We start from the raw sequence: 21,936 nt of genomic DNA on the forward strand, positions 1-21,936 counted from the left end.
AACTGTCGAGTTATCTAAAAACGACCGGCTTTGACGCAATGGGAAAATATCAATTAGCCGTCAATGTAATAATTATACAAACCAACTTCGTTAATACAACTTTCCACTTTCAACTCTGGGATTAACGCCCAGAGTATTTGTGTGGGCCATAAACCAATCAGGCGACCAACGGTAAGCGGGGTGGTACTATGCCCCGCTCGAAGTGATTTAACTTCAACATGCTTAAAGACGATTTGGCAGCGCACTCCAAACAGAGCCCGGTCAACCGGCCTCACCGCAGTGAACCCTCATTGGCTCCATCCGCTATGTACGCCAGTTTCAAGTCACTTATCGCCAGGTCCGTGTCCCGCAGCCATGTGCGCCGCCTCACCCTTGCGCTGTGCCTGTGCTCATTGCTGGCCAGCCTGTGGGCCTATCTGCAGGACGCGCCGCTGCCGTTGCTGATCCTGCTGCTCAACTTCGCCACGCTGGTGGTGGTGGGGCTGCAACAGTGGAATTCGCGCAAAGCCATCAAGTTCGAGCCCCAGGAACTGGCCGACCGCTTGCTGCAAGTGCAGGAGAACGAACGCCACCGGCTCAGCCGCGAACTGCATGACGATATCGGCCAACTGCTGACCGCCGCCAAACTGCAAAGCGAATGGTTGCAGCGCCGCCTGCCCCCGGACCTGAACACCCATTGCACGGTGCTGTGCAATACGCTCAATGAAACCCTGGCCAAGGTGCGCGACGTCTGCGCCATCCTCAACCCGCGCCAACTGACCAGCCTGGGTCTGGAAGCCAGCCTGCGCGCACACCTGCTCAAGACCCTGGAAAACACCCAGGTGTGCTGGAGCCTGGAGTGCCAGCAACGGCTCACCGGCATCCCCGAAGAAATGGCCGTGGCGGCCTTTCGCATCACCCAGGAAGCGGTGACCAACATGCTTCGCCATGCAAAGGCGCGCAACCTGCTGGTGCGCCTGCAACGCCTGCCTGAAGGCCTGTCGCTGATGATCTGCGATGACGGCCAGGGGTTCTCGCCTGCCCCCGACCCGGGCCGGGAAGGCCAACGGGGCTTGGCCGGTATGTGCGAACGAACCCACCAGCTGGGGGGCACCTTTTCCATCAGCAGCCAGCCTGGCAACGGCACCCGTATCAACGCACTTTTCCCCTGGGCGCCCCGCGCTCTCGAACGGGCCAGCGCCCCTAAGGTTCTCGAGTGACCTGCAATTTACTCCTGGTGGATGACCACGCACTGATTCGCGCCGGTGTGCGTGCGCTGATTCTGGATATTCCCGGCTACAGCGTCATCGGCGAAGCCAGCGATGGCGCACAACTGCTGGCGCAATACAGCGCCTTGCAGCCGGATATCGTGCTGCTCGATCTGTCGATGCGGCACACCGGTGGGCTGGATGCCTTGCAGCAACTCAAGCGCTTTTACCCCAATTGCAAGGTGCTGATTCTGTCGATGCACACCGAACCAGACCTGATCATGCGCGCACTGGAGTCCGGAGCCCACGGCTACCTGCTCAAGGACACCACCGCCAACGAGCTGGAACATGCCCTGCTGGCCCTGCGTAACAACGAACGCTACCTGAGCCCCGCCATCGCCCACACGGTGATCAACCAGGCGCTGATCCGCAGCCAGAGCCCCAGCGCTCCCGTTGCCCACAGCCATAACCTGACGGCGCGGCAACTGGAGATTTTGCGTCTGATCGTACGTGGCAAGTCCACCCGGGAGATCGCCCATGGCCTGGGCTTGAGCATCAAGACTGTGGAGGCCCATCGCTCGCAGATCATGAAGCGCTTGCAGATTTTCGACGTGGCGGGCCTGGTGTTATTTGCCGTGCGTGAGCAAATCATCAGCCTGGACGACTAACGGCGAACCCAGCGGCAGATGCACGCGAAGCGCCTTGGGCAACGCTTCGAAATGCAGGTCGTCGCCTTCCAGCGGCTCGCCATCGAGGTTGATGTACAAGCCTTGGGCGACCTTGATATTGACCCATGGCAGGCGTGCGCGAACGAACATGGTGTCCAGGCCCCAGCCATTGCTCATCAATTCACGCAGGGTGCCGACCACTTCCTGGGGGGCTGGCAGGATGCTGACGTCGAGCAATCCATCATCGGCCAATGCGCCGGGGCACAGCACATGCCCGCCACCGGCCTGGCGACCGTTGCCGATACCCAGCGCGAGCAGCTCGCCTTTCCAGTGGAAATCCGGGCCTTCCAGCTCCCCGTAGGCGGCCTTCAATTCGCTGAAGCGCGATAAACCGGTGAACAGGTAGGCGGCGCCGCCGAGGACTTTCTTCAGGTCTTCGGAGGTGTTGGCCGTGACCTGGCTACCGAAACCGCCGGTGGCCATGTTCAGGAAGATCTGCCCGCCCACCTGGCCGAGGTCGATGGCCCTGGGCTGGACGTCCAGCAACGCCAGGGCGCCGGCCGGTTCCAACGGCACGCCCGCGGCCTTGGCAAAGTCATTGGCGGTGCCCAGGGGCATCAGCACCAGGCTGGCGTCGGCCTTGGCCAGCGCCATGGCCTCGGCCACATCGCGCAGCGTACCGTCGCCGCCGCCGGCGATGATGTGGGTGTAGCCGTCAGCCAGGGCTTCATCGACCAGCCGCTGGGCATCACCACCCTCCCACGTCACCCGCACCGCCAACTCCCAACCCTGCTCACGCCGGGCCAGCACGGCGGCACGCACGTCCTCGTTCAGGGCTTGTTTGCCGTGAAGGATCAACAGGGCTTTGGGGGTGGTCATTTGAAGGTATCTCCTGGGTCAAGGTGCTTGAAGGATGTTGACCCTTGGAGAACAGGAAAAGTCTGTGGCTGGAGAAAATTGATTGATGTACGCAGATCAAACTGTGGGAGCTGGCTTGCCTGCGATGGCCATAGGTATCTACACAACTTCAGTTCGCAGCCCCCCTACGGTAACCACGATGCGAAGCGAGCCGCTCTTGCTCTTGATCTTAGGCGCCCCGTTAAACCACGCTGGCCGGAATTCGACAGGGATTTGGGGGGTAAACCGGCAGGGATGCCGGTTTAGCCGCCCCGCGCGATGGATGGCGCGTGGCGGCGGCCCCCCAAATCCATGGCGGATTACGGGCACACCGAGCCTAAGCGAGGTGCCGAGTGGTGGGGCAAGAGCCTTTTTGGTTACTTTTGGCTGGGCCGGCATTCCGGGCTTTTTTCCAAAAGTGACCCGCTGTAAAAGCGGAACCCTAAGTGGCCGTTACCGCAGGAATGGATATGTACTCGGTATAACTGTGTCAGCTGTAAGGCCGTCATCGCAGGCAAGCCAGCTCCCACAGTTTGGTCGCAGGGTGTCAGGCAGAGAAGCGTCGGTTGCCAGGCCGCTATCGAGGGCAATCCCCTCCCACATGAACCCAGCAAGCGCAGCCGAATCAGCTCTTGTGCAACTTGCTCATCAACTGCGCCTCGGCCTGGGTCAAGCCGCACGACTGGGTCAGTTCGTCCACCGTCGCCCCCATCCCCACCAGCTTGGCCGCCTGGGCAAAGGACAGGTTCGAAGGGTCGCGCTGTTCCAATTGCACCAGCTTATCCGGCAAAGGCCCGAGAATCGCGCGCAGTTCATGCACTTCATCGCCGACCCGCACCGCACTCTGCTGGTAATGATCCACGCGCTTGACCAGCTCCAGAATGCGCCGATCACGCACGGCATCGCGTTCGGCCTGTTGCAGGGCCAACTCCCGTTGCTGACGCATATAGCGCAGTACAAACGCCAAGGTCCCGGCCCACAACAGGGCCAGGACAATCACCGCTGCCTCAAGGAACAATCAGATGCTCTCCAGTTCCGACCACTCTTCTTCGCTCATCATCTTGTCCAGCTCAACCAGGATCAGAAGTTCGTTGTTCTTGTTGCACACGCCCTGGATGAACTTGGCCGATTCTTCGTTACCCACGTTCGGTGCGGTTTCCACTTCCGATTGGCGCAGGTAAACCACTTCGGCCACGCTATCGACCATGATCCCGACCACTTGCTTGTCGGCTTCGATGATCACGATACGGGTGTTGTCGCTGACTTCAACCGTGTCCAGGCCAAAACGCTGGCGGGTGTCGATGACTGTCACCACATTGCCACGCAGGTTGATGATGCCCAGCACATAGCTCGGTGCACCCGGTACCGGAGCGATCTCGGTGTAGCGCAGCACTTCCTGCACGCGCATCACGTTGATGCCGTAGGTCTCGTTGTCGAGTTTGAAGGTAACCCATTGCAGGATCGGATCATCCAAACCTTGTGCGGACGCTGACTTGTTCATTCGTGTAACCCCTTCAAATGCCGTTATCGACGGCGTGTGTGCTATTGCGCCGCGCAACCGCACGGCCCTTATTGTTCAATCAACTACGTTTGTTCTGTGGCATCGCCTTGACCGCACCGCTGGCAATCAACTCGGCCAGTTCAGCGACATCCAGCAATGCGCACATGTGCTCAATCACGGTGCCCGCCAGCCAGGGGCGCTGGCCGCGGTGGCTGCGCCATTTGATTTCATTGGGGTCCAGGCGCAACGAGCGGCTGACTTGATGCACCGCCAGCCCCCATTCGTAGCCCTGCACCGAAATCACGTATTGCAAGCCCTGGCGGAAATCGTCGCGGTAGCGGTCGGGCATCACCCAGCGCGCGGTGTCCAGCACCTTGAGGTTGCCGGCCTGGCTGGGCAAGATGCCGAGAAACCACTCCGGCTGGCCGAACAACGGTGTCAGCTCCTGGCCTTCCAAAGAATAGATCGAGCCCAGGCACACCAGCGGCACTGCCAGGGTCAAGCCGGCGACGTCGAATAGCAGGCACTCGAACGGCTCGGCCGCCCACGCCGGGCGGCCGTCACCGGTTACCGGCGGTGGCGTGATACTCGGCGGCAGGTGCACGTCCACCACCGGTTCGACCACCATCGGCGCCAACACCGCAGGGGTGATCGGCACCACGACTGGAGCCTCCACCACCTGCGCATCACGCGCCTGTTCTTCCATGACGGCCTGCTGGAACTCGTCCAGCGTAGTGTCAGGCTCGACAGCAGGCTCAAGTACCAGAATCGGTTCCGGCAGCTCTTCGTCAGTCGCCTCCTGCAGCAGGGCATCCAGGTAGGATTCCAGCGCGAGTTGCGGCCGGGTCTTGAATTCGACAGGACGGTTCATCACGCCACCTGCGCCACAAGCTGCTGCGACAGCAGATGCTTGAGCAACGCACGGTAGGCCAGCACGCCACGGCTCTTGCCATCGAACTGCGACGGCGTGAGCCCCGCACGGCTGGCATCGCGCAGGCGCGTATCCACCGGGATGTAGCCGTTCCAGATGGTGTCCGGGTAGGCATCGCGCAATACGCGCAAAGTGCTGAGGGATGCCTGGGTACGGCGGTCGAACAAGGTCGGCACGATGCTGAACGGCAGCGCCTGTTTGCGCGAACGGTTGATCATCGCCAGGGTGCTGACCATGCGTTCCAGGCCCTTGACCGCCAGGTGCTCGGTTTGTACCGGGATCACCAATTGCTGGCTGGCCGCCAGGGCGTTGACCATCAGCACGCCCAGCAACGGCGGGCTGTCGATGATCGCGTAGTCGAAATCCTGCCACAACTGCGCCAGGGTCTTGGCGATCACCAGGCCCAGGCCGCTCTGCCCCGGCGACTGGCGCTCAAGGGTGGCCAGCGCGGTGCTCGACGGCAACAGCGAAATGCTCTCGTTGCTGGTGGGCAGCAGCAATTGCCCGGGCAAATCCGCCGGCACGCTGCCCTTGTGCAGGAACAGGTCATAGCAGCTGTGTTCCAGCGCATCCGGGTCGTAGCCGAAATAGCTGGTCATGGAACCGTGGGGGTCGAGGTCGACCACGACCACACGCTTGCCCGCTTCGGCCAGCAAGCCGGCTAAGGCGATGGAGGTGGTGGTCTTGCCGACTCCACCCTTTTGATTGGCAACTGCCCAGACTCTCATTCGGTTGGTTCCTCCCGGCGGGCACAGGCGCGACCGAGACATGGCATAAGGTTATTGAGCCGGTGACGGAGAATTGACGGCGCTTGCCCGAACCGGCGACTTTGCAGGGGTCGGTGCAGTTTGTGTGCCAGCGCGCTTCAACGCCGCATCCGGTGTTGCATTGGCCGTGCCAGTGCCGGTCAGGCTGCGACGTACATCCAGGTTGCGCGACACCACCAGCACCACCCGACGGTTGCGTGCCCGCCCTTCCACCGTGGCGTTATTGGCCACGGGCTGGAATTCACCATAGCCCACCGACGCCAGTCGCTGAGGGTTCACACCCTGCATGGCCAACATGCGCACGATGCTCGATGCACGGGCAGATGACAGTTCCCAGTTGGTCGGGTACTGCGCGGTGCTGATGGGAAAATTGTCGGTGAAGCCTTCCACATGGATCGGGTTTTCAAACGGTTTGAGGATCGCCGCCACCTTGTCGATGATGGTGAACGCCTGGTCACTGGGCAACGCATCGGCACTGGCAAACAACAGGCTGGAGTTGAGTTCGATCTCCACCCACAACTCGTTGCCGCGTACGGTCATCTGATTGGAACTGATCAGGTCACCAAAGGCGGCACTGATGTCATCGGCGATGCTTTTGAGCGGGTCACTGGTGCCGCCGACACCGGCAGCGATCTCATCGCTGTCGTTAACCAGCGGCTTGGCCGGGGTGACGGTCTTGGGCCGCTCGTCACCGATGGGAATCGGCTTGAGCGCACGCTCGGTATCGTTGAACACGCCCACCAGTGCCTGGGAAATGATCTTGTACTTGCCTTCGTTGACCGACGAAATCGAATACATCACCACGAAAAACGCAAACAACAAGGTGATGAAGTCCGCGTAGGACACCAGCCAGCGCTCGTGGTTGACATGTTCTTCAGGCTCGCGACGGCGACGGCTCACAGGCGGTTCCTCCCCATCAATCCATGAAGCCCTGGAGCTTCAATTCGATGGAGCGCGGGTTCTCACCTTCGGCAATCGACAGGATGCCTTCAAGCAGCATTTCGCGATAACGTGACTGGCGCATGGCAATTGACTTGAGCTTGCTGGCCACCGGCAGCAGCACCAGGTTGGCACTGGCCACGCCGTAGATGGTCGCCACAAACGCCACGGCAATACCGCTGCCCAGTTGCGAAGGATCAGCCAGGTTGCCCATCACGTGGATCAGGCCCATCACCGCACCGATGATGCCGATGGTCGGCGCGTAGCCGCCCATGCTTTCAAAGACTTTGGCCGCATTGATGTCACGGCTTTCCTGGGTGTAGAAATCCACCTCCAGGATGCTGCGGATCGCTTCCGGCTCAGCGCCGTCCACCAGCAACTGCAGGCCCTTGCGTGCGTAGCTGTCGGGCTCGGCATCGGCCACGCCTTCCAGGCCCAGCAAACCTTCCTTGCGGGCAGTGAGGCTCCAGTTGACCACGCGGTCGATGCCGCCGGGCAGGTCGACCCGTGGCGGGAAAATGATCCACACCAGGATCTGCATGGCCCGCTTGAACGAGCTCAGCGGCGACTGCAACAGCGCCGCGCCCACGGTGCCACCAATGACGATCAGCGCCGCCGGGCCATTGGCCAGGGCGCCGAGGTGGCCGCCTTCGAGGTAGTTGCCGCCGATGATGGCGACAAACGCCATGGTGATCCCGATCAGGCTCAAGACATCCATCAGAGGCAGGCCTCCACCAGATGCTTGCCGATGTCGTCCAGGCTGTAGACCGCGTCAGCCAGGTCAGCCTTGACGATGGCCATGGGCATGCCATAGATCACACAGCTGGCTTCGTCCTGGGCCCAGATGGCGCTGCCGCCCTGCTTGAGCAGGCGTGCGCCTTCACGGCCATCGGCGCCCATGCCGGTGAGCACCACCGCCAGAACTTTGTCACCGTAGGACTTGGCCGCCGAACCGAAGGTGATATCCACACACGGCTTGTAGTTCAAGCGCTCGTCGCCCGGCAGGATTTTGATCGCACCACGGCCGTCCACCATCATCTGCTTGCCACCCGGCGCCAGCAGCGCCAGGCCAGGACGCAGGATGTCGCCATCCTCGGCTTCCTTGACGGTGATCCGGCACAGCTTGTCCAGGCGCTCGGCGAACGCCTTGGTGAACGCCGCGGGCATGTGCTGCACCAGCACAATCGGCGCCGGGAAGTTGGCCGGCAGCTGGGTCAACACCCGCTGCAAGGCCACCGGGCCGCCGGTGGAGGTACCGATGGCAACCAGCTTGTAAGCCTTGCGCTTGGGCGCTGGCGAATGGGTGCTCGGTGTAGCGGCGGCACGTACCGGCGCCACCGCAGGCCGAGCCACCGGCGCAGGGGCCGGGCGTGCAAACGATGAGGTTGGTGCAGCCGCTACGGGCGCAGGCGTAGGTGCCGGCGCAGGTGCACTGAACAGGCTACGACGGTTACTGCGTGAGATGCTGTGCACCTTCTCGCACAGCATCTGCTTGACCTTGTCGGGGTTGCGCGAGATGTCTTCGAAATTCTTCGGCAGAAAATCCACCGCGCCGGCATCCAGCGCGTCGAGGGTCACCCGTGCGCCTTCGTGAGTCAGCGACGAGAACATCAATACCGGGGTGGGGCAGCGCTGCATGATGTGACGCACGGCGGTAATGCCGTCCATCATTGGCATCTCGTAGTCCATGGTGATCACGTCCGGCTTCAACGCGATGGCCTGATCGATCGCCTCTTTACCGTTGGTGGCCGTGCCGACCACCTGGATCGTTGGATCGGCGGAAAGAATTTCCGAGACGCGGCGGCGGAAGAAACCCGAATCGTCCACCACCAGGACCTTGACTGCCATAAACACTCCGTTAGGTGGGGCGGGCATGACCGCCCTGCCCCACCAGAATCAAATACGCCGTGCGGCGTAACGCTTGAGCATGCTTGGAACATCGAGAATCAACGCGATCCGACCGTCACCGGTAATAGTCGCGCCCGACATGCCCGGGGTGCCCTGCAGCATCTTGCCCAAAGGCTTGATCACCACTTCTTCCTGGCCCACCAGTTGATCGACCACAAAGCCGATGCGCTGGGTGCCCACGGACAGAATCACCACATGGCCTTCACGCTGCTCTTCATGCTTGGCCGACGCCACCAGCCAACGCTTGAGGTAGAACAATGGCAATGCCTTGTCGCGCACGATCACCACTTCCTGGCCGTCCACCACGTTGGTGCGCGACAGGTCGAGGTGGAAAATTTCGTTGACGTTGACCAGCGGGAAAGCGAACGCCTGGTTGCCCAGCATCACCATCAGCGTCGGCATGATCGCCAGGGTCAACGGCACCTTGATGACGATCTTGGAGCCCTGGCCCTTGGTCGAGTAGATGTTGATCGAGCCGTTGAGCTGGCTGATCTTGGTTTTCACCACGTCCATGCCGACGCCACGGCCGGATACGTCGGAAATCTCGGTCTTGGTCGAGAAGCCCGGGGCGAAGATCAGGTTGTAGCACTCGGTGTCGGTCAGACGGTCGGCGGCGTCCTTGTCCATCACGCCGCGCTTGACCGCGATATTGCGCAAGATGGTCGGGTCCATGCCTTTGCCGTCATCGGTGATCGACAGCAGGATGTGGTCGCCCTCTTGCTCTGCGGCCAGGATCACCTTGCCGTTACGCGACTTGCCGGCGGCTTCGCGTTCTTCCGGGGTTTCTACCCCGTGGTCGACCGCGTTGCGCACCAAGTGGACCAGCGGGTCGGCGAGGGCCTCGACCAGGTTTTTATCCAGGTCGGTTTCTTCACCCACCAGTTCCAGGTTGATTTCTTTCTTGAGCTGGCGCGCCAGATCGCGGACCAGGCGCGGGAAGCGGCCAAAGACTTTCTTGATCGGCTGCATCCGCGTTTTCATCACGGCAGTTTGCAAGTCGGCGGTGACCACATCGAGGTTCGACACGGCCTTTTGCATGGCTTCGTCGCCGCTGTTCAGGCCCAGGCGCACCAGGCGGTTACGCACCAGCACCAGTTCGCCGACCATGTTCATGATGTCGTCCAGGCGTGCGGTATCGACGCGCACGGTGGTTTCGGCTTCACTGGCGGGCTTTTCCGCCGCGGCCGGTGCCGCTGCACGGGCAGGTGCCGGCGCGGGTGCCGGCTTGGCGACCGGCGCCGACGCTTTGGCGGCCGCCGGTGCGGCAGTGGCGACCGCTGCGGCGGCAGCTGGCGCCACTTCGGTGAACTTGCCTTTACCGTGCAGCTCGTCCAGCAGCGCTTCGAACTCGTGATCGGAGATCAACCCGTCGTCGGCAGGCACAGCCTTGGTGGCCGGGGCGGCAGCTGTGGCCGCGACTTCCGGCAGGGCTTCGGCCACAAAGGTGCCTTTGCCATGCAGTTGGTCGAGCAGTGCTTCGAACTCATCGTCGGTAATGTCGGTGCTGGCATTGGCATCCGGCACTTGCGGCGGCGCCACAGGGGCCACGGCATCGGCCGCGAACTGGCCCTTGCCATGCAACTGGTCGAGCAAGGATTCGAATTCTGCGTCGGTAATGTCTTCGCTGGTCGGCGTGGCGACAGGTGCAGCCGGCGCTTCAGCCTCGGCCTTGACCGCATTGAGCGAGTCGAGCAGCTGTTCGAACTCGCTGTCGGTCACGTCCGGTTCGGCTTCTACCACCGGCTCAGGCGCCGCTTGCACAACCGGCGCAGCGGCAGCCGGTTCAGCCAGGCGCGCCAGGGCGGCCAGCAGTTCCGGGGTAGCCGCCGTGATCGGCGCACGTTCACGCACCTGGCTGAACATGCCGTTGACTGCATCCAGTGCTTCGAGAATCACGTCCATCAATTCCGAATCAACGTGACGCTCACCCTTGCGAAGGATGTCGAACACGTTCTCGGCGATGTGGCAGCACTCCACCAGCTCATGGAGCTGGAGGAAGCCGGCGCCCCCTTTTACAGTGTGAAAACCGCGAAAAATTGCATTGAGCAGGTTCGCATCATCCGGTCGGCTTTCCAGCTCGACCAGTTGTTCGGACAGTTGCTCTAGAATTTCGCCGGCCTCTACAAGGAAATCCTGAAGGATTTCTTCATCGGCGCCGAAGCTCATGTGGGTGCTCCTTAGAAGCCTAAACTGGATAACAGGTCATCTACGTCATCCTGACCTGACACAACGTCTTCACGTTTATCGGCATGAATCTGCGGACCTTCACCCTTGGCGAGATGTTTTTGTGGATCTTTTTCCGAGAGGATCGCTTCGCGGTCGTGTTCGATGCCGGCAAAACGGTCGACCTGGCCGGCCATCAGCACCAATTTGAGCAAGTTGCTTTCCACTTCGGTGACCAATTGGGTCACGCGCTTGATCACCTGGCCGGTGAGGTCCTGATAATCCTGGGCCAGCAGGATGTCGTTGAGATTGCTGGCCACCGTGCGGTTCTCTTGCTCGCTGCGCGACAGGAAACCGTCGACCCGACGCGCCAACTCACGAAATTCCTCAGCGCCCACTTCACGGCGCATGAAGCGGCCCCAGTCAACGCTCAGGGCCTGGGCTTCGCTGGCCATGCCGTTGACCAGAGGCGTGGCGTTTTCCACCAGGTCCATGGTGCGGTTGGCAGCGGCCTCGGTCAGCCTGACCACATACGACAGGCGCTCAGTGGCGTCGGTGATCTGTGAAATTTCTTCGGCCTGGGGCATGCGCGGGTCAATCTGGAAATTGACGATCGCACTGTGCAGCTCGCGTGTGAGCTTGCCCACTTCCTGGTACAGGCCGCGGTCACGGGTCTGGTTAAGCTCATGGATCAACTGCACCGCATCGGCGAACTGGCCTTTTTCCAGGCTGTCGACCAACTGGTGAGCATGTTTTTTCAGGGTCGACTCAAAGTCGCCCTGTGACGTTTCGTTATGCTCCATAGCTCCCCCGTGGCGACATCAATGACCGATGCGTTCGAAGATTTTTTCAATCTTCTCTTTCAAGGCCAGCGCCGTGAATGGCTTGACCACGTAACCGTTGACCCCGGCTTGGGCGGCTTCGATGATCTGTTCACGCTTGGCTTCGGCGGTCACCATCAGCACAGGCAGGCTGCGCAGCTTTTCATCGGCGCGCACGTGGCGCAGCAGGTCGATACCGGTCATGCCCGGCATGTTCCAGTCAGTTACCAGAAAGTCGATGCTGCCGCTGTTGAGGATCGGAATCGCCGTAATGCCGTCATCCGCCTCGACCGTGTTGGTGAACCCAAGGTCACGCAACAGGTTTTTAATGATCCGCCGCATCGTTGAGAAGTCATCAACGATGAGGATTTTCATGTTCTTGTCCAATTCGACCTCCAAGCAGTCTTAAACGCGCCCAGCACCTGGACGCGCCATTTCAATCAACAGGCGTTACACAAAAAGGACTGCCCAGGGCACCACGGTACTCACCCGCAAAACCCTGCGGTTTCGCGGTAGCGTCTGCAGTGTCCCCACACTGCCTGTCAGCGCGCGCGCCACTCTCCCAATCGCCCCCGCAAGCGGGCGGCGCACTGGCTATGCAACTGGCTGACACGCGACTCGCTGACCCCCAGGACCTCACCGATTTCCTTGAGGTTCAGCTCTTCGTCGTAGTACAGCGCCAGCACCAGGCGCTCACGCTCGGGCAAGTTGGCAATCGCGTCCGCCAACGCTTTCTGGAAACGTTCGTCCTCCAGATCGCGCGACGGTTCAAGATGTGCACTCGCGCCGTCCTCGTGCAGCCCTTCGTGTTCGCCGTCCTGTAAAAGGTCGTCGAAACTGAACAGGCGGCTGCCCAAGGTATCGTTCAAAATCCCGTAGTAATCGTCGAGACTCAATTGGAGTTCGGCCGCAACTTCATGATCTTTAGCGTCACGACCGGTTTTTGCTTCAATTGCACGAATTGCATCACTGACCATGCGGGTATTGCGGTGTACCGAACGCGGCGCCCAATCGCCTTTACGCACCTCGTCGAGCATTGCGCCACGGATACGGATACCCGCATACGTCTCGAAACTGGCACCCTTGCTCGCGTCGTATTTGGTCGACACTTCAAGCAGGCCGATCATACCGGCCTGGATCAAGTCTTCGACCTGCACGCTCGCCGGCAGGCGCGCCAACAGGTGATAGGCAATGCGCTTGACCAGAGGCGCATAGCGCTCGATCAATTCGCCCTGGCTGTCACGTGCCGACTTTTTGTAAAGGTTGTAGCCGCTGGATGTCATAGCACCGGTCCCGCACTCGTCTGATGCACCAAACGCTCGACGAAAAACTCCAGATGCCCCCGCGGATTGGCGGGCAACGGCCAGGTATCGACCTTCTGGGCAATGGCCTTGAACGCCAGTGCGCACTTCGAACGAGGGAACGCTTCGTAGACCGCACGCTGCTTTTGCACGGCCTTGCGCACACACTCGTCATAGGGAACTGCGCCGACGTATTGTAAAGCCACATCGAGGAAGCGATCCGTGACCTTGGTCAACTTGGCGAACAGGTTGCGCCCTTCCTGCGGGCTCTGGGCCATGTTGGCCAGCACGCGAAAGCGGTTCATGCCGTAGTCACGGTTAAGCAGTTTGATCAGCGCGTAGGCGTCGGTGATGGAAGTAGGTTCGTCGCACACCACCAGCAGCACCTCCTGCGCGGCGCGCACAAAGCTGACCACCGATTCGCCGATCCCGGCGGCGGTGTCGATCACCAGCACGTCGAGGTTGTCGCCGATATCACTGAAGGCCTGGATCAGCCCGGCATGTTGCGCGGGGCTCAGGTGCACCATGCTCTGGGTGCCCGAGGCAGCCGGCACGATACGAATGCCACCGGGCCCCTGGAGCAGCACATCGCGCAGCTCACAGCGGCCCTCGATCACATCGGCAAGGGTATGTTTGGGTGTCAGCCCCAGCAGAACGTCCACGTTCGCCAAGCCCAAATCAGCATCCAGCAGCATGACGCGACGGCCAAGCTCTGCCAGGGCCAGGGACAAATTCACTGACACGTTAGTTTTGCCGACGCCACCTTTGCCGCCGGTCACCGCGATCACCTGTACGGGATGCATGCTGCCCATTTTATTTCTTTACCTTGTCTTGCTTAGACGCAGGCTACATGGCTTGGCCGCTTGAAACGCTTGCAGACCATCGATGTAGGTACATTTCACGGTGTTCATCCTGCCTCAACCGACCCGTTTTGCCGGGTGGTGGTAAAGGTCGGCGAACATATCGGCCATCGCTTCCTCGCTAGGCTCTTCTTGCATTTGCACACTGACGGCACGGCTGACCAACTGATGACGGCGCGGCAGATGCAGATCATCCGGGATCCGCGGCCCGTCGGTCAGGTAGGCGACCGGTAATTCATGACTGATGGCCAGGCTCAACACTTCGCCCAGGCTCGCGGTTTCGTCGAGCTTGGTGAGGATGCAGCCGGCCAGACCGCAGCGTTTGTAACTATGGTACGCGGCGGTAAGAACCTGTTTCTGGCTGGTGGTTGCAAGCACCAGGTAATTTTTCGACTTGATGCCACGCCCGGCCAGGCTTTCGAGCTGCATACGCAGGGCCGGGTCGCTGGCTTGCAGGCCGGCGGTATCGATCAGCACCACGCGCTTGCGCAGCAGCGGGTCGAGGGCATTGGCCAGGGACTGGCCCGGGTCGACGTGCGTCACCGGCACATTGAGGATGCGGCCCAGGGTCTTGAGCTGCTCCTGGGCGCCGATGCGGTAGCTGTCCATGCTCACCAGGGCGATATTCTGTGCGCCGTATTTAAGTACATAACGCGCGGCCAGCTTCGCCAGGGTGGTGGTCTTGCCCATGCCGGCGGGGCCGACCATGGCAATCACACCGCCCTCTTCCAGGGGTTCGATTTCCGGGGTGGCGATCATGCGCGCCAAGTGCGCCAGCAACATGCGCCAGGCCTGACGCGGCTCTTCGACTTCGGCGGTCAAGGCCAGCAGGTCGCGGGACAAAGGGCCGGACAAGCCGATGCGTTGCAGGCGGCGCCACAGGTTGGCTTGCTGGGGCTTGCTGCCTTGCAGTTGCGTCCAGGCCAACGAGCCCAGCTGCACTTCCAGCAGTTCACGCAGGCCATTGAGTTCAAAGCGCATCGAATCGAACACACGCTGGTCGACAGCAGCAGCCGGGGCGGGCGCGGCTGGACGCGGCGGTTCGACAAATGTCGGCTCTACCAGCGGCTCGGCGGCGGTCAACGGCAGGCCGGCGAACAATTGGCGATTGGTGCTGGCATCGCTGTCGCCACGCATACTCAGTTCAGCCTGGGCCGACACAATGCGCGAGGCGGTCTTGCGCAGCTCGTCTTCGAGTTCCATGTTCGGCACGCGCGGGGCCAGCGCCTGGGGGGTGTAATCCAGGGCAGCCGTCAGCTCGACACCGCCGGCAATCCGACGGTTACCGATAATCGCGGCATCGGCGCCCAGCTCATCACGGACCAGTTTCATGGCCTGACGCATATCGGCGGCGAAAAAACGCTTAACTTGCATAACCCACTACCTCAGCCATTGGGCCCAACTGTCGCGACGATAGTCACTTGCTTATTGTCAGGAATTTCCTGGTAAGCCAACACGTGCAAATTCGGTACAGCCAGGCGTCCAAACCGCGACAACATCGCCCGAACCGGGCCGGCCACCAGCAGGATCACCGGGTTGCCTTGCATTTCCTGGCGCTGTGCGGCGTCGATCAACGAACGCTGCAGCTTTTCAGCCATGCTCGGCTCCAGCAAAACGCCCTCTTCCTGGCCTTGCCCCGCCTTCTGAATACTATTGAGCAATATTTGTTCCAACCTGGGTTCCAGGGTGATCACAGGCAGCTCGGACTCAATGCCTACAATGCTTTGCACGATTGCACGGGACAATCCGACGCGCACCGCCGCCACCAGAGCGGCAGTATCTTGACTCTTGGCGGCATTGTTGGCGATGGCTTCGGCAATGCTGCGAATGTCACGCACCGGCACCTGCTCGGCCAACAGCGCTTGCAGCACCTTGAGCAACTGCGACAGTGTCAGGACACCCGGCACCAGCTCTTCGGCCAGTTTCGGTGAGGATTTGGCCAGCAAGCCCATCAATTGCTGGACTTCCTCGTGACCGATCAGCTCGTGGGAGTGCTTGTAGAGAATCTGGTTGAGGTGCGTGGCAACCACAGTGCTGGCATCCACCACGGTGTAACCCAGCGATTGCGCCTGGCTGCGCTGGCTGACTTCGATCCACACCGCTTCCAGGCCAAAAGCCGGATCTTTGGCGGTAATGCCGTTGAGCGTGCCGAACACCTGCCCGGGGTTGATCGCCAGTTCGCGATCCGGGTAGATCTCGGCTTCGGCCAGGATCACGCCCATCAGGGTCAGGCGGTAGGCACTGGGGGCCAGGTCGAGGTTGTCGCGGATATGCACGGTGGGCATCAAAAAGCCCAGGTCCTGGGACAGCTTCTTGCGCACGCCCTTGATCCGCGCCAGCAATTGCCCACCCTGGTTGCGGTCCACCAGCGGGATCAGGCGGTAGCCGACTTCCAGGCCGATCATGTCGATCGGGGTCACATCGTCCCAGCCCAGCTCCTTGGTTTCTTGGGCGCGGGCCGGGGATGGCAGCAGATCCTGCTGGCGGGCAATCTCTTGCTCGGCCTGGACCTTGACCGCGTTCTGCTTTTTCCAGAACAGGTAGGCCGCGCCACCTGCCAGGGCCGCCATGCTCAGGAACGAGAAGTGCGGCATGCCCGGCACGATACCCATGATCGCCATGATGCCCGCCGCCACGGCCAGGGCCTTGGGCGAGGCGAACATCTGGCGGCTGATCTGCTTGCCCATGTCTTCGGAGCCCGAAGCACGGGTGACCATGATGGCCGCCGCTGTGGATAACAACAGTGATGGCAATTGCGCCACTAAACCGTCACCGATGGTCAGCAAGGCGTACACCTTGCCGGCATCGCCGAAGGTCATGCCGTGCTGGAAGATACCGACCGCCATGCCGCCAATCAGGTTGATAAACAGAATCAACAGGCCGGCGATGGCGTCGCCGCGCACAAATTTACTGGCGCCGTCCATGGAGCCGTAGAACTCGGCTTCCTGGGCGACTTCCGCACGGCGCGACTTGGCCTGGTTCTGGTCAATCAGGCCAGCATTGAGGTCGGCGTCGATGGCCATCTGCTTGCCGGGCATGGCGTCGAGAGTAAACCGCGCACTCACCTCGGAAATCCGCCCGGCGCCCTTGGTCACCACCACGAAGTTGATGATCATCAGGATCGCGAACACCACGATACCGACCACGTAGTTACCGCCGATCACCACCTCACCGAAGGCCTGGATCACCTTACCGGCAGCGGCGTGGCCGTCCTGGCCGTGAAGCATCACCACCCGCGTGGACGCCACGTTCAGCGCCAGGCGCAGCAGGGTCGCCACCAGCAGAATCGTCGGGAATACCGCGAAATCCAGCGGCCGCAGGGCGTACACGCACACCAGCAACACGACGACGGACAGGGCAATGTTGAAGGTAAAGAACACATCGAGCAGGAACGGCGGCATCGGCAACATCATCATTGCCAGCATCACCAGCAACAACAACGGCACACCCAGATTGCCCCGCGACAGGTCAGTCAGGGTGCCACGGGCCGTGTTGAGCATTTGAGAGCGATCTACCACCGGTATTCCTCGGGTCCTTGAAGCAAAGTTTTGACGCTGGAGGGCGACTTGGAGGCGGGGTTGCAAGAAGCCTTCCAACTTTGGTTTCGTGCCCGGAGAACCTCACAAGCGACTCATGCCACAGGGTGTAAATCACTTCAACTGTGGGAGCGGGCTTGCTCGCGAAAGCGGTGGGTCAGTCAGCTTATGTGTCGCTGACACTGCGCATTCGCGAGCAAGCCCGCTCCCACAGTTGGATTTGTGTATAACCGGTACTGCTGAGGAAATTTCCGACAAGGATTTGGGGTTGCCCCTAGGAAATGTGATCTCTAGTCTCCGTACACCGCTGTAAACGCAGCGGTCGGGCGTCGCGGCCCGGTTTACTACGGAACAAAAGCACCATCTCCCTTTCAGTAAGCGGTTTTTTATCGTCTACTGTGCGGCGCTATGGCGGCTGTGCGCGGGATACCTTCGGGTATGCCGGGTTGTTCCTAGACCGGTCCGCGAACCTGCGTACAGCTGCCACCCTCCATCGCGTCGCGGCGATCAGTGGCGGCTCCACTTTTCTAGGAACGTCACAATGATCAAACCCACCCCAAATCCCCCCATCCGGCTGTTTACCGTAGCCGACGGCATCAGCACCGAAGACCTGCTGGTCAACCTTAGCGAAACCCTCGCCTCGGCCAATGCCCTGAGCTGCGACCTGGCCTTTGACCTGGAAGGTTCGAAACGAGAAGAATTGCTCGGCGTTGCGCAGTTGATCGAACTGGCGCAATTACTGGCTGATCGCCTGCACCTTGGCGCCGGAATAACGAGCGCCGCAAGCAGCGGATAACACGGTTCAAATGTGGCATTGCCCTCTGTAGGAGCGAGCTTGCTCGCGAAAAACGTCGACGATAACGCGGGCTTCTTGAATAAACGCGGCGCCTGCAAGTTGTTCGCGAGCAAGCTCGCTCCTACAAAAAGCCTTAACTGACTTGCATTGGGCAAGCCCCTAGGAATGTGATCTCAAGTTACCGTATATCGCTGCAAACGCAGCGGTCGGGCGTCGCGGCGATCAATGGCGGCAATTCACGCGGGAACGTGGGAACGATCAAAAGTCAGCTAATAGATCGTTCCCGGACCGCGGTGCGGGAACGATCCAAGATGACGGAGCACTAGTTATTAATGCCAAGCAGTTCCACATCAAAGATAAGTGTTGCATTTGGCGGAATTACTCCTCCGCCGCCACGTACCCCGTAAGCAAGATCAGGTGGGATGGTCAAGGTTCGTTGCCCGCCGACCCTCATTCCTTGAATTCCCTCATCCAACCCCTTGATAACCTGACCCATACCGACTTCAAATCTGAATGGATCGCCCCTATCACGGCTTGAGTCAAACTTAGCGCCCTTATTTCCATCTTCCCAAAGCCAACCCGTGTAATGAACCTCGACCGTTTGGCCCGCTTTTCCTTCGGGACCATCACCTACCGTTATATCCTCACACCCTAGATCGCCGTAATAAGTTGTCATGCTCATTAGAAACTCCTTCACTCTCAACAATATTGATCGCGAGGTCACCCTCTAAGCCCTATCAAATCGCGATTTCGTGGCGGTGCCTACTGTCAAAGTTGACAGGTCATTAATGAATTCCGAGGTTTGCACAGCCGTGACGGCTAGACAACCGACCGAGCTTGTCGAAGTAAAAAACAGGCCAGGTGTGGGAGCTGGCTTGCCTGCGATGGCGGTGTGTCAGTCTCTGAGGTATTGGCTGTGAGTCAGCTATCGCAGGCAAGCCAGCTCCCACATTTGGATCTGTGCGGCTGTGTGCCGTCAGTACTGCCAGGGAAATTTCCGACAAGGATTTGGGGTTGCCCCTAGGAAATGTGATCTCTAGTCTCCGTACACCGCTGCAAACACAGCGGACGGGCGTCGCGGCCCGGTTCACAACGGAGCAAAAGCACCATCTCCCTTTCAGTAAGCGGTTTTTTATCGTCTACTGTGCGGCGCTATGGCGGCTGTGCGCGGGATACCTTCGGGTATGCCGGGTTGCTCCTTCACCGGTCCGCGAACCTGCGTACAGCTGCCACCCTCCATCGCGTCGCGGCGATCAGTGGCGGCTCCACTTTCGTAAGGAGCTTTACAATGATCAAACCCACCCCAAATCCCCCCGTCCGGCTGTTTACCGTAGCCGACGGCATCAGCACCGAAGGCCAGCTGGTCAACCTCAGCGAAACCCTCGCCTCGGCCAATGCCTTGAGCTGCGACCTGGCCTTTGACCTGGAAGGTTCGAAACGAGAGGAATTGCTCGGTGTTGCGCAGTTGATCGAACTGGCGCAGTTACTGGCTGATCGTGTGCACCTTGGCGCCGCAATGGCGGGCAAAGCAAGCAGCGGATAATACGGACAAGGGTGGGAGCTGGCTTGCCTGCGATTGCGGTGTGTCAGCCACTGGGATATTGGCTGTGAGTCAGCCATCGCAGGCAAGCCAGCTCCCACCTGTGATTCAGTTTCTAAACTGGCCGTATATTCTCAGCCTGTGGGCCTTTTGGACCTTGTGTGACGTCAAACTCTACTTTTTGGTTTTCATCCAAAGATTTGTACCCCTGCGTCGCAATTGCCGAGTAATGGGCAAACACATCGGGAGTCCCATCATCCGGAGTAATAAAACCAAACCCCTTCTCCGCGTTAAACCACTTCACCGTGCCAGTTGTCATTGCCATTCTCCCTACACTTCACTTGAGACCCGGTTCACCTGGGTTGCACAGTTTGACGGGCAAGGCATAAATACCCTCGGGTCGATGGACCATTTGGAACTCCATGCGCTTGCCAAACCACAGCGCAGTGCAACGCCAGTCTCTGCCATTGATAAACACATCCTCTCCCCCGCCATCGGGCTTGATCACCCAATCGCCCCTGAGCCAGACGTAGTACCTGACCGTACCCGTAGCCATCTTCACAACCGCTCTCCCTGCATCTCGTTACTACATACGCGCAGTGCATGGTGGGTAATAAAACAGCGGGCAGCGCCCTTTGGCTACTGTCAGAGTTGACAGGTAGACGCAGGCTTTCAATGGGTGATAGGCATGGCAACGTTGCAGATCATGCATCCGTTGATCTTTTGCGTTTGCGCGGTTTGCGCTGCTTGGCAGGCGCTTGCTGGACTTCAGCGCATTCGACATTCGTCGATTGGACGGCAACCGCATTGCCATCCCGATCCCGAGCAATAAAACCAATGCCCTTGACCGCATCGAACCACCTGACCGTGCCCCTATCCATCACCGCCTCCCGAGCCGCGCATGGCTGCGCGGCTCATCGCTGTATCAAACAGTGAAGGCGGCGTAACGGCTACTGTCAAAGTTGACAGGTCAAAGAAGAATCAGGTGTCGCGGCGCAAATCCGGCGGTATCGGCAAATCCTTGAGCGGATCAGGCCGCTTGCCCTTGCCGGCGCGGTATTGGCGGATTTGGTAAACGTAGGCCAGTACCTGTGCCACGGCCAGGTACAACCCGGCGGGGATTTCCTGATCGAGGTCGGTGGAATAGAAAATCGAGCGCGCCAGCGCCGGCGATTCCAGCAGCAGAATGTCGTTGGCCACGGCGATTTCGCGGATTTTCAGGGCGGTGAAGTCGCTGCCCTTGGCCAGCAACATCGGCGCACCACCCTTCTCGGGGTCGTACTTGAGGGCCACGGCGTAGTGCGTCGGGTTGGTGATGATCACGTCGGCGTCGGGTACCGAAGCCATCATCTTGCGCTGGGACATTTCGCGCTGCAGTTGACGAATGCGTTGCTTGACCTCGGGCCGGCCTTCCTGATCCTTGTGTTCGTCACGCACTTCCTGCTTGGTCATCAGCAGTTTCTTGTGGCTTTCCCACAGCTGGATCGGCGCATCCACAGCAGCGATCAGGATCAGCCCGAGGGCCATCCACAGCGCGCTCCAGCCCACCACCTGCACGCTGTGGATGATCGCCGACTCCAGCGGCTCATGGGCGATGCGCAGCAAGTCGTCGATGTCGGACGACAACACCGCCAGCGCCACGAACAGAATCAGGAAAAACTTGGCCAGGGCCTTGAGCAATTCAATCAGGGCCTTGGCGGAGAACATGCGCTTGAGCCCCGCGCCCGGGTTCATGCGGCTGAACTTGGGCGCCATGCTGCCCGCGGCAAACAACCAGCCGCCGAGGGCAACGGGGCCGATCAGCGCGGCGAGCAGCAAGGTGATCAAGATCGGTTGCACCGCCAATAGGGCGATTTTGCCTGAGTGCAGCAGGTACTGGCCCATGGCGTCGGGGTTGAGCAGCACTTCGCGGGGCAAGCTGAAGTTGTGTTTCATCATCTCCAGCAAGTCCAGCGCCAGGCCCCCGCCGTAGATCAGCAAGGCACCGGCACCGGCGATCATGGTGGCAAAGGTGTTGAGCTCTTTGGAGCGTGCAATCTCGCCCTTTTCCCTGGAGTCCTTTTTACGTTTCTCCGTGGGGTCTTCTGTTTTGTCCTGACCACTCTCGCTTTCGGCCATGGC

General features: G+C 60.4%; 24 protein-coding genes. 5 read left to right on the top strand and 19 right to left on the bottom strand.

Translation table 11 applies throughout. The annotated features are described in order from the left end of the window. The first annotated feature begins 305 nt into the window (after nucleotides 1-305). Together PSEBG33_RS08375 and PSEBG33_RS08370 are read left to right on the top strand one after the other, a co-directional pair. On the top strand, nucleotides 306-1,199 hold the full coding sequence (locus PSEBG33_RS08375; RefSeq protein ID WP_005790017.1) for a sensor histidine kinase: 894 nt from the start codon (nucleotides 306-308) through the stop codon (nucleotides 1,197-1,199). Next, the gene (locus tag PSEBG33_RS08370; RefSeq protein ID WP_005790019.1) at nucleotides 1,196-1,855 is read left to right on the top strand and encodes a response regulator transcription factor; all 660 of its coding nucleotides are present in this window, start codon (nucleotides 1,196-1,198) and stop codon (nucleotides 1,853-1,855) included. The genes PSEBG33_RS08375 and PSEBG33_RS08370 overlap by 4 nt, the downstream gene beginning before the upstream one ends. Here PSEBG33_RS08370 and yegS read toward each other — a convergent pair. The 15 genes from yegS to flhA form a co-directional block, all read right to left on the bottom strand. Further along, on the bottom strand, nucleotides 1,814-2,734 hold the full coding sequence (gene yegS, locus PSEBG33_RS08365) for a lipid kinase YegS (protein ID WP_005790021.1): 921 nt from the start codon (nucleotides 2,732-2,734) through the stop codon (nucleotides 1,814-1,816). The two genes, PSEBG33_RS08370 and yegS, sit on opposite strands and share 42 nt — an antisense overlap. A gap of 643 nt (nucleotides 2,735-3,377) precedes the next feature. Beyond that, nucleotides 3,378-3,770 (bottom strand): DUF2802 domain-containing protein, encoded by a 393-nt coding sequence (locus tag PSEBG33_RS08360; RefSeq protein ID WP_005790023.1) that lies wholly within the window; start codon nucleotides 3,768-3,770, stop codon nucleotides 3,378-3,380. Beyond that, nucleotides 3,771-4,253: a chemotaxis protein CheW gene (locus tag PSEBG33_RS08355; protein WP_005790025.1), complete on the bottom strand. Its 483-nt coding sequence runs from the start codon at nucleotides 4,251-4,253 to the stop codon at nucleotides 3,771-3,773. Between the two features lie 79 nt (nucleotides 4,254-4,332). Continuing rightward, nucleotides 4,333-5,124 carry a CheW domain-containing protein gene (locus tag PSEBG33_RS08350; protein ID WP_005790027.1) on the bottom strand — a complete coding sequence of 264 codons (792 nt, stop codon included), beginning with the start codon at nucleotides 5,122-5,124 and terminating at the stop codon, nucleotides 4,333-4,335. Then, nucleotides 5,124-5,912 (bottom strand): ParA family protein, encoded by a 789-nt coding sequence (locus PSEBG33_RS08345; RefSeq protein WP_005790028.1) that lies wholly within the window; start codon nucleotides 5,910-5,912, stop codon nucleotides 5,124-5,126. Before PSEBG33_RS08345 ends, PSEBG33_RS08350 begins: the two co-directional genes overlap by 1 nt. A gap of 51 nt (nucleotides 5,913-5,963) precedes the next feature. Beyond that, nucleotides 5,964-6,851 (bottom strand): flagellar motor protein MotD, encoded by an 888-nt coding sequence (gene motD / locus PSEBG33_RS08340; protein ID WP_005790031.1) that lies wholly within the window; start codon nucleotides 6,849-6,851, stop codon nucleotides 5,964-5,966. Nucleotides 6,852-6,867: 16 nt separating this feature from the next. Further along, a complete protein-coding gene (locus PSEBG33_RS08335) occupies nucleotides 6,868-7,608 on the bottom strand; it encodes a flagellar motor protein (protein ID WP_005790033.1) in 741 nt (246 codons plus the stop codon). Then, the gene (locus PSEBG33_RS08330; protein WP_005790035.1) at nucleotides 7,608-8,738 is read right to left on the bottom strand and encodes a protein-glutamate methylesterase/protein-glutamine glutaminase; all 1,131 of its coding nucleotides are present in this window, start codon (nucleotides 8,736-8,738) and stop codon (nucleotides 7,608-7,610) included. The genes PSEBG33_RS08335 and PSEBG33_RS08330 overlap by 1 nt, the downstream gene beginning before the upstream one ends. A gap of 48 nt (nucleotides 8,739-8,786) precedes the next feature. Beyond that, nucleotides 8,787-10,964 (bottom strand): chemotaxis protein CheA, encoded by a 2,178-nt coding sequence (locus PSEBG33_RS08325; protein ID WP_005790037.1) that lies wholly within the window; start codon nucleotides 10,962-10,964, stop codon nucleotides 8,787-8,789. A gap of 11 nt (nucleotides 10,965-10,975) precedes the next feature. Continuing rightward, a complete protein-coding gene (locus tag PSEBG33_RS08320; RefSeq protein WP_005790038.1) occupies nucleotides 10,976-11,764 on the bottom strand; it encodes a protein phosphatase CheZ in 789 nt (262 codons plus the stop codon). Between the two features lie 18 nt (nucleotides 11,765-11,782). Then, nucleotides 11,783-12,157 carry a chemotaxis response regulator CheY gene (locus tag PSEBG33_RS08315; RefSeq protein ID WP_005790040.1) on the bottom strand — a complete coding sequence of 125 codons (375 nt, stop codon included), beginning with the start codon at nucleotides 12,155-12,157 and terminating at the stop codon, nucleotides 11,783-11,785. A 167-nt stretch (nucleotides 12,158-12,324) separates the two neighbouring features. Further along, on the bottom strand, nucleotides 12,325-13,065 hold the full coding sequence (fliA, locus tag PSEBG33_RS08310) for an RNA polymerase sigma factor FliA (RefSeq protein ID WP_005790042.1): 741 nt from the start codon (nucleotides 13,063-13,065) through the stop codon (nucleotides 12,325-12,327). Then, nucleotides 13,062-13,895: a flagellar synthesis regulator FleN gene (gene fleN, locus PSEBG33_RS08305; RefSeq protein ID WP_003192912.1), complete on the bottom strand. Its 834-nt coding sequence runs from the start codon at nucleotides 13,893-13,895 to the stop codon at nucleotides 13,062-13,064. The genes fliA and fleN overlap by 4 nt, the downstream gene beginning before the upstream one ends. Before the next feature lie 105 nt (nucleotides 13,896-14,000). After that, nucleotides 14,001-15,317 (bottom strand): flagellar biosynthesis protein FlhF, encoded by a 1,317-nt coding sequence (gene flhF / locus PSEBG33_RS08300; RefSeq protein ID WP_005790047.1) that lies wholly within the window; start codon nucleotides 15,315-15,317, stop codon nucleotides 14,001-14,003. An 11-nt stretch (nucleotides 15,318-15,328) separates the two neighbouring features. Further along, a complete protein-coding gene (flhA, locus tag PSEBG33_RS08295) occupies nucleotides 15,329-17,443 on the bottom strand; it encodes a flagellar biosynthesis protein FlhA (protein ID WP_032803656.1) in 2,115 nt (704 codons plus the stop codon). 577 nt (nucleotides 17,444-18,020) lie between these two features. On the opposite strand from flhA, the gene PSEBG33_RS08290 reads away from it, so the two are divergent. Continuing rightward, nucleotides 18,021-18,275 (top strand): DUF6124 family protein, encoded by a 255-nt coding sequence (locus PSEBG33_RS08290; protein WP_005790050.1) that lies wholly within the window; start codon nucleotides 18,021-18,023, stop codon nucleotides 18,273-18,275. 322 nt (nucleotides 18,276-18,597) lie between these two features. Here PSEBG33_RS08290 and PSEBG33_RS08285 read toward each other — a convergent pair whose 3' ends face one another. Further along, nucleotides 18,598-18,957: an FKBP-type peptidyl-prolyl cis-trans isomerase gene (locus PSEBG33_RS08285; protein WP_005790051.1), complete on the bottom strand. Its 360-nt coding sequence runs from the start codon at nucleotides 18,955-18,957 to the stop codon at nucleotides 18,598-18,600. Between the two features lie 606 nt (nucleotides 18,958-19,563). Here PSEBG33_RS08285 and PSEBG33_RS08280 point away from each other — a divergent pair. After that, a complete protein-coding gene (locus PSEBG33_RS08280; RefSeq protein WP_005790053.1) occupies nucleotides 19,564-19,818 on the top strand; it encodes a DUF6124 family protein in 255 nt (84 codons plus the stop codon). A gap of 112 nt (nucleotides 19,819-19,930) precedes the next feature. On the opposite strand, the gene PSEBG33_RS08275 is transcribed toward PSEBG33_RS08280, so the two are convergent. Both PSEBG33_RS08275 and PSEBG33_RS08270 read right to left on the bottom strand, forming a co-directional pair. Further along, nucleotides 19,931-20,134: a cold-shock protein gene (locus PSEBG33_RS08275; protein ID WP_005790055.1), complete on the bottom strand. Its 204-nt coding sequence runs from the start codon at nucleotides 20,132-20,134 to the stop codon at nucleotides 19,931-19,933. A gap of 18 nt (nucleotides 20,135-20,152) precedes the next feature. Continuing rightward, nucleotides 20,153-20,371 carry a hypothetical protein gene (locus PSEBG33_RS08270; protein ID WP_232289436.1) on the bottom strand — a complete coding sequence of 73 codons (219 nt, stop codon included), beginning with the start codon at nucleotides 20,369-20,371 and terminating at the stop codon, nucleotides 20,153-20,155. 202 nt (nucleotides 20,372-20,573) lie between these two features. Between PSEBG33_RS08270 and PSEBG33_RS30000 the strand changes: the two genes are divergently transcribed. Next, complete coding sequence (locus PSEBG33_RS30000; RefSeq protein WP_032803657.1) at nucleotides 20,574-20,762, top strand: hypothetical protein; 189 nt, start codon at nucleotides 20,574-20,576, stop codon at nucleotides 20,760-20,762. A gap of 34 nt (nucleotides 20,763-20,796) precedes the next feature. Here PSEBG33_RS30000 and flhB read toward each other — a convergent pair whose 3' ends face one another. After that, nucleotides 20,797-21,933: a flagellar biosynthesis protein FlhB gene (gene flhB / locus PSEBG33_RS08265; RefSeq protein ID WP_005790061.1), complete on the bottom strand. Its 1,137-nt coding sequence runs from the start codon at nucleotides 21,931-21,933 to the stop codon at nucleotides 20,797-20,799. Nucleotides 21,934-21,936 lie beyond the last annotated feature (3 nt).

The organism is Pseudomonas synxantha BG33R (genome assembly GCF_000263715.2).
Lineage (GTDB): Bacteria > Pseudomonadota > Gammaproteobacteria > Pseudomonadales > Pseudomonadaceae > Aquipseudomonas > Aquipseudomonas synxantha_A.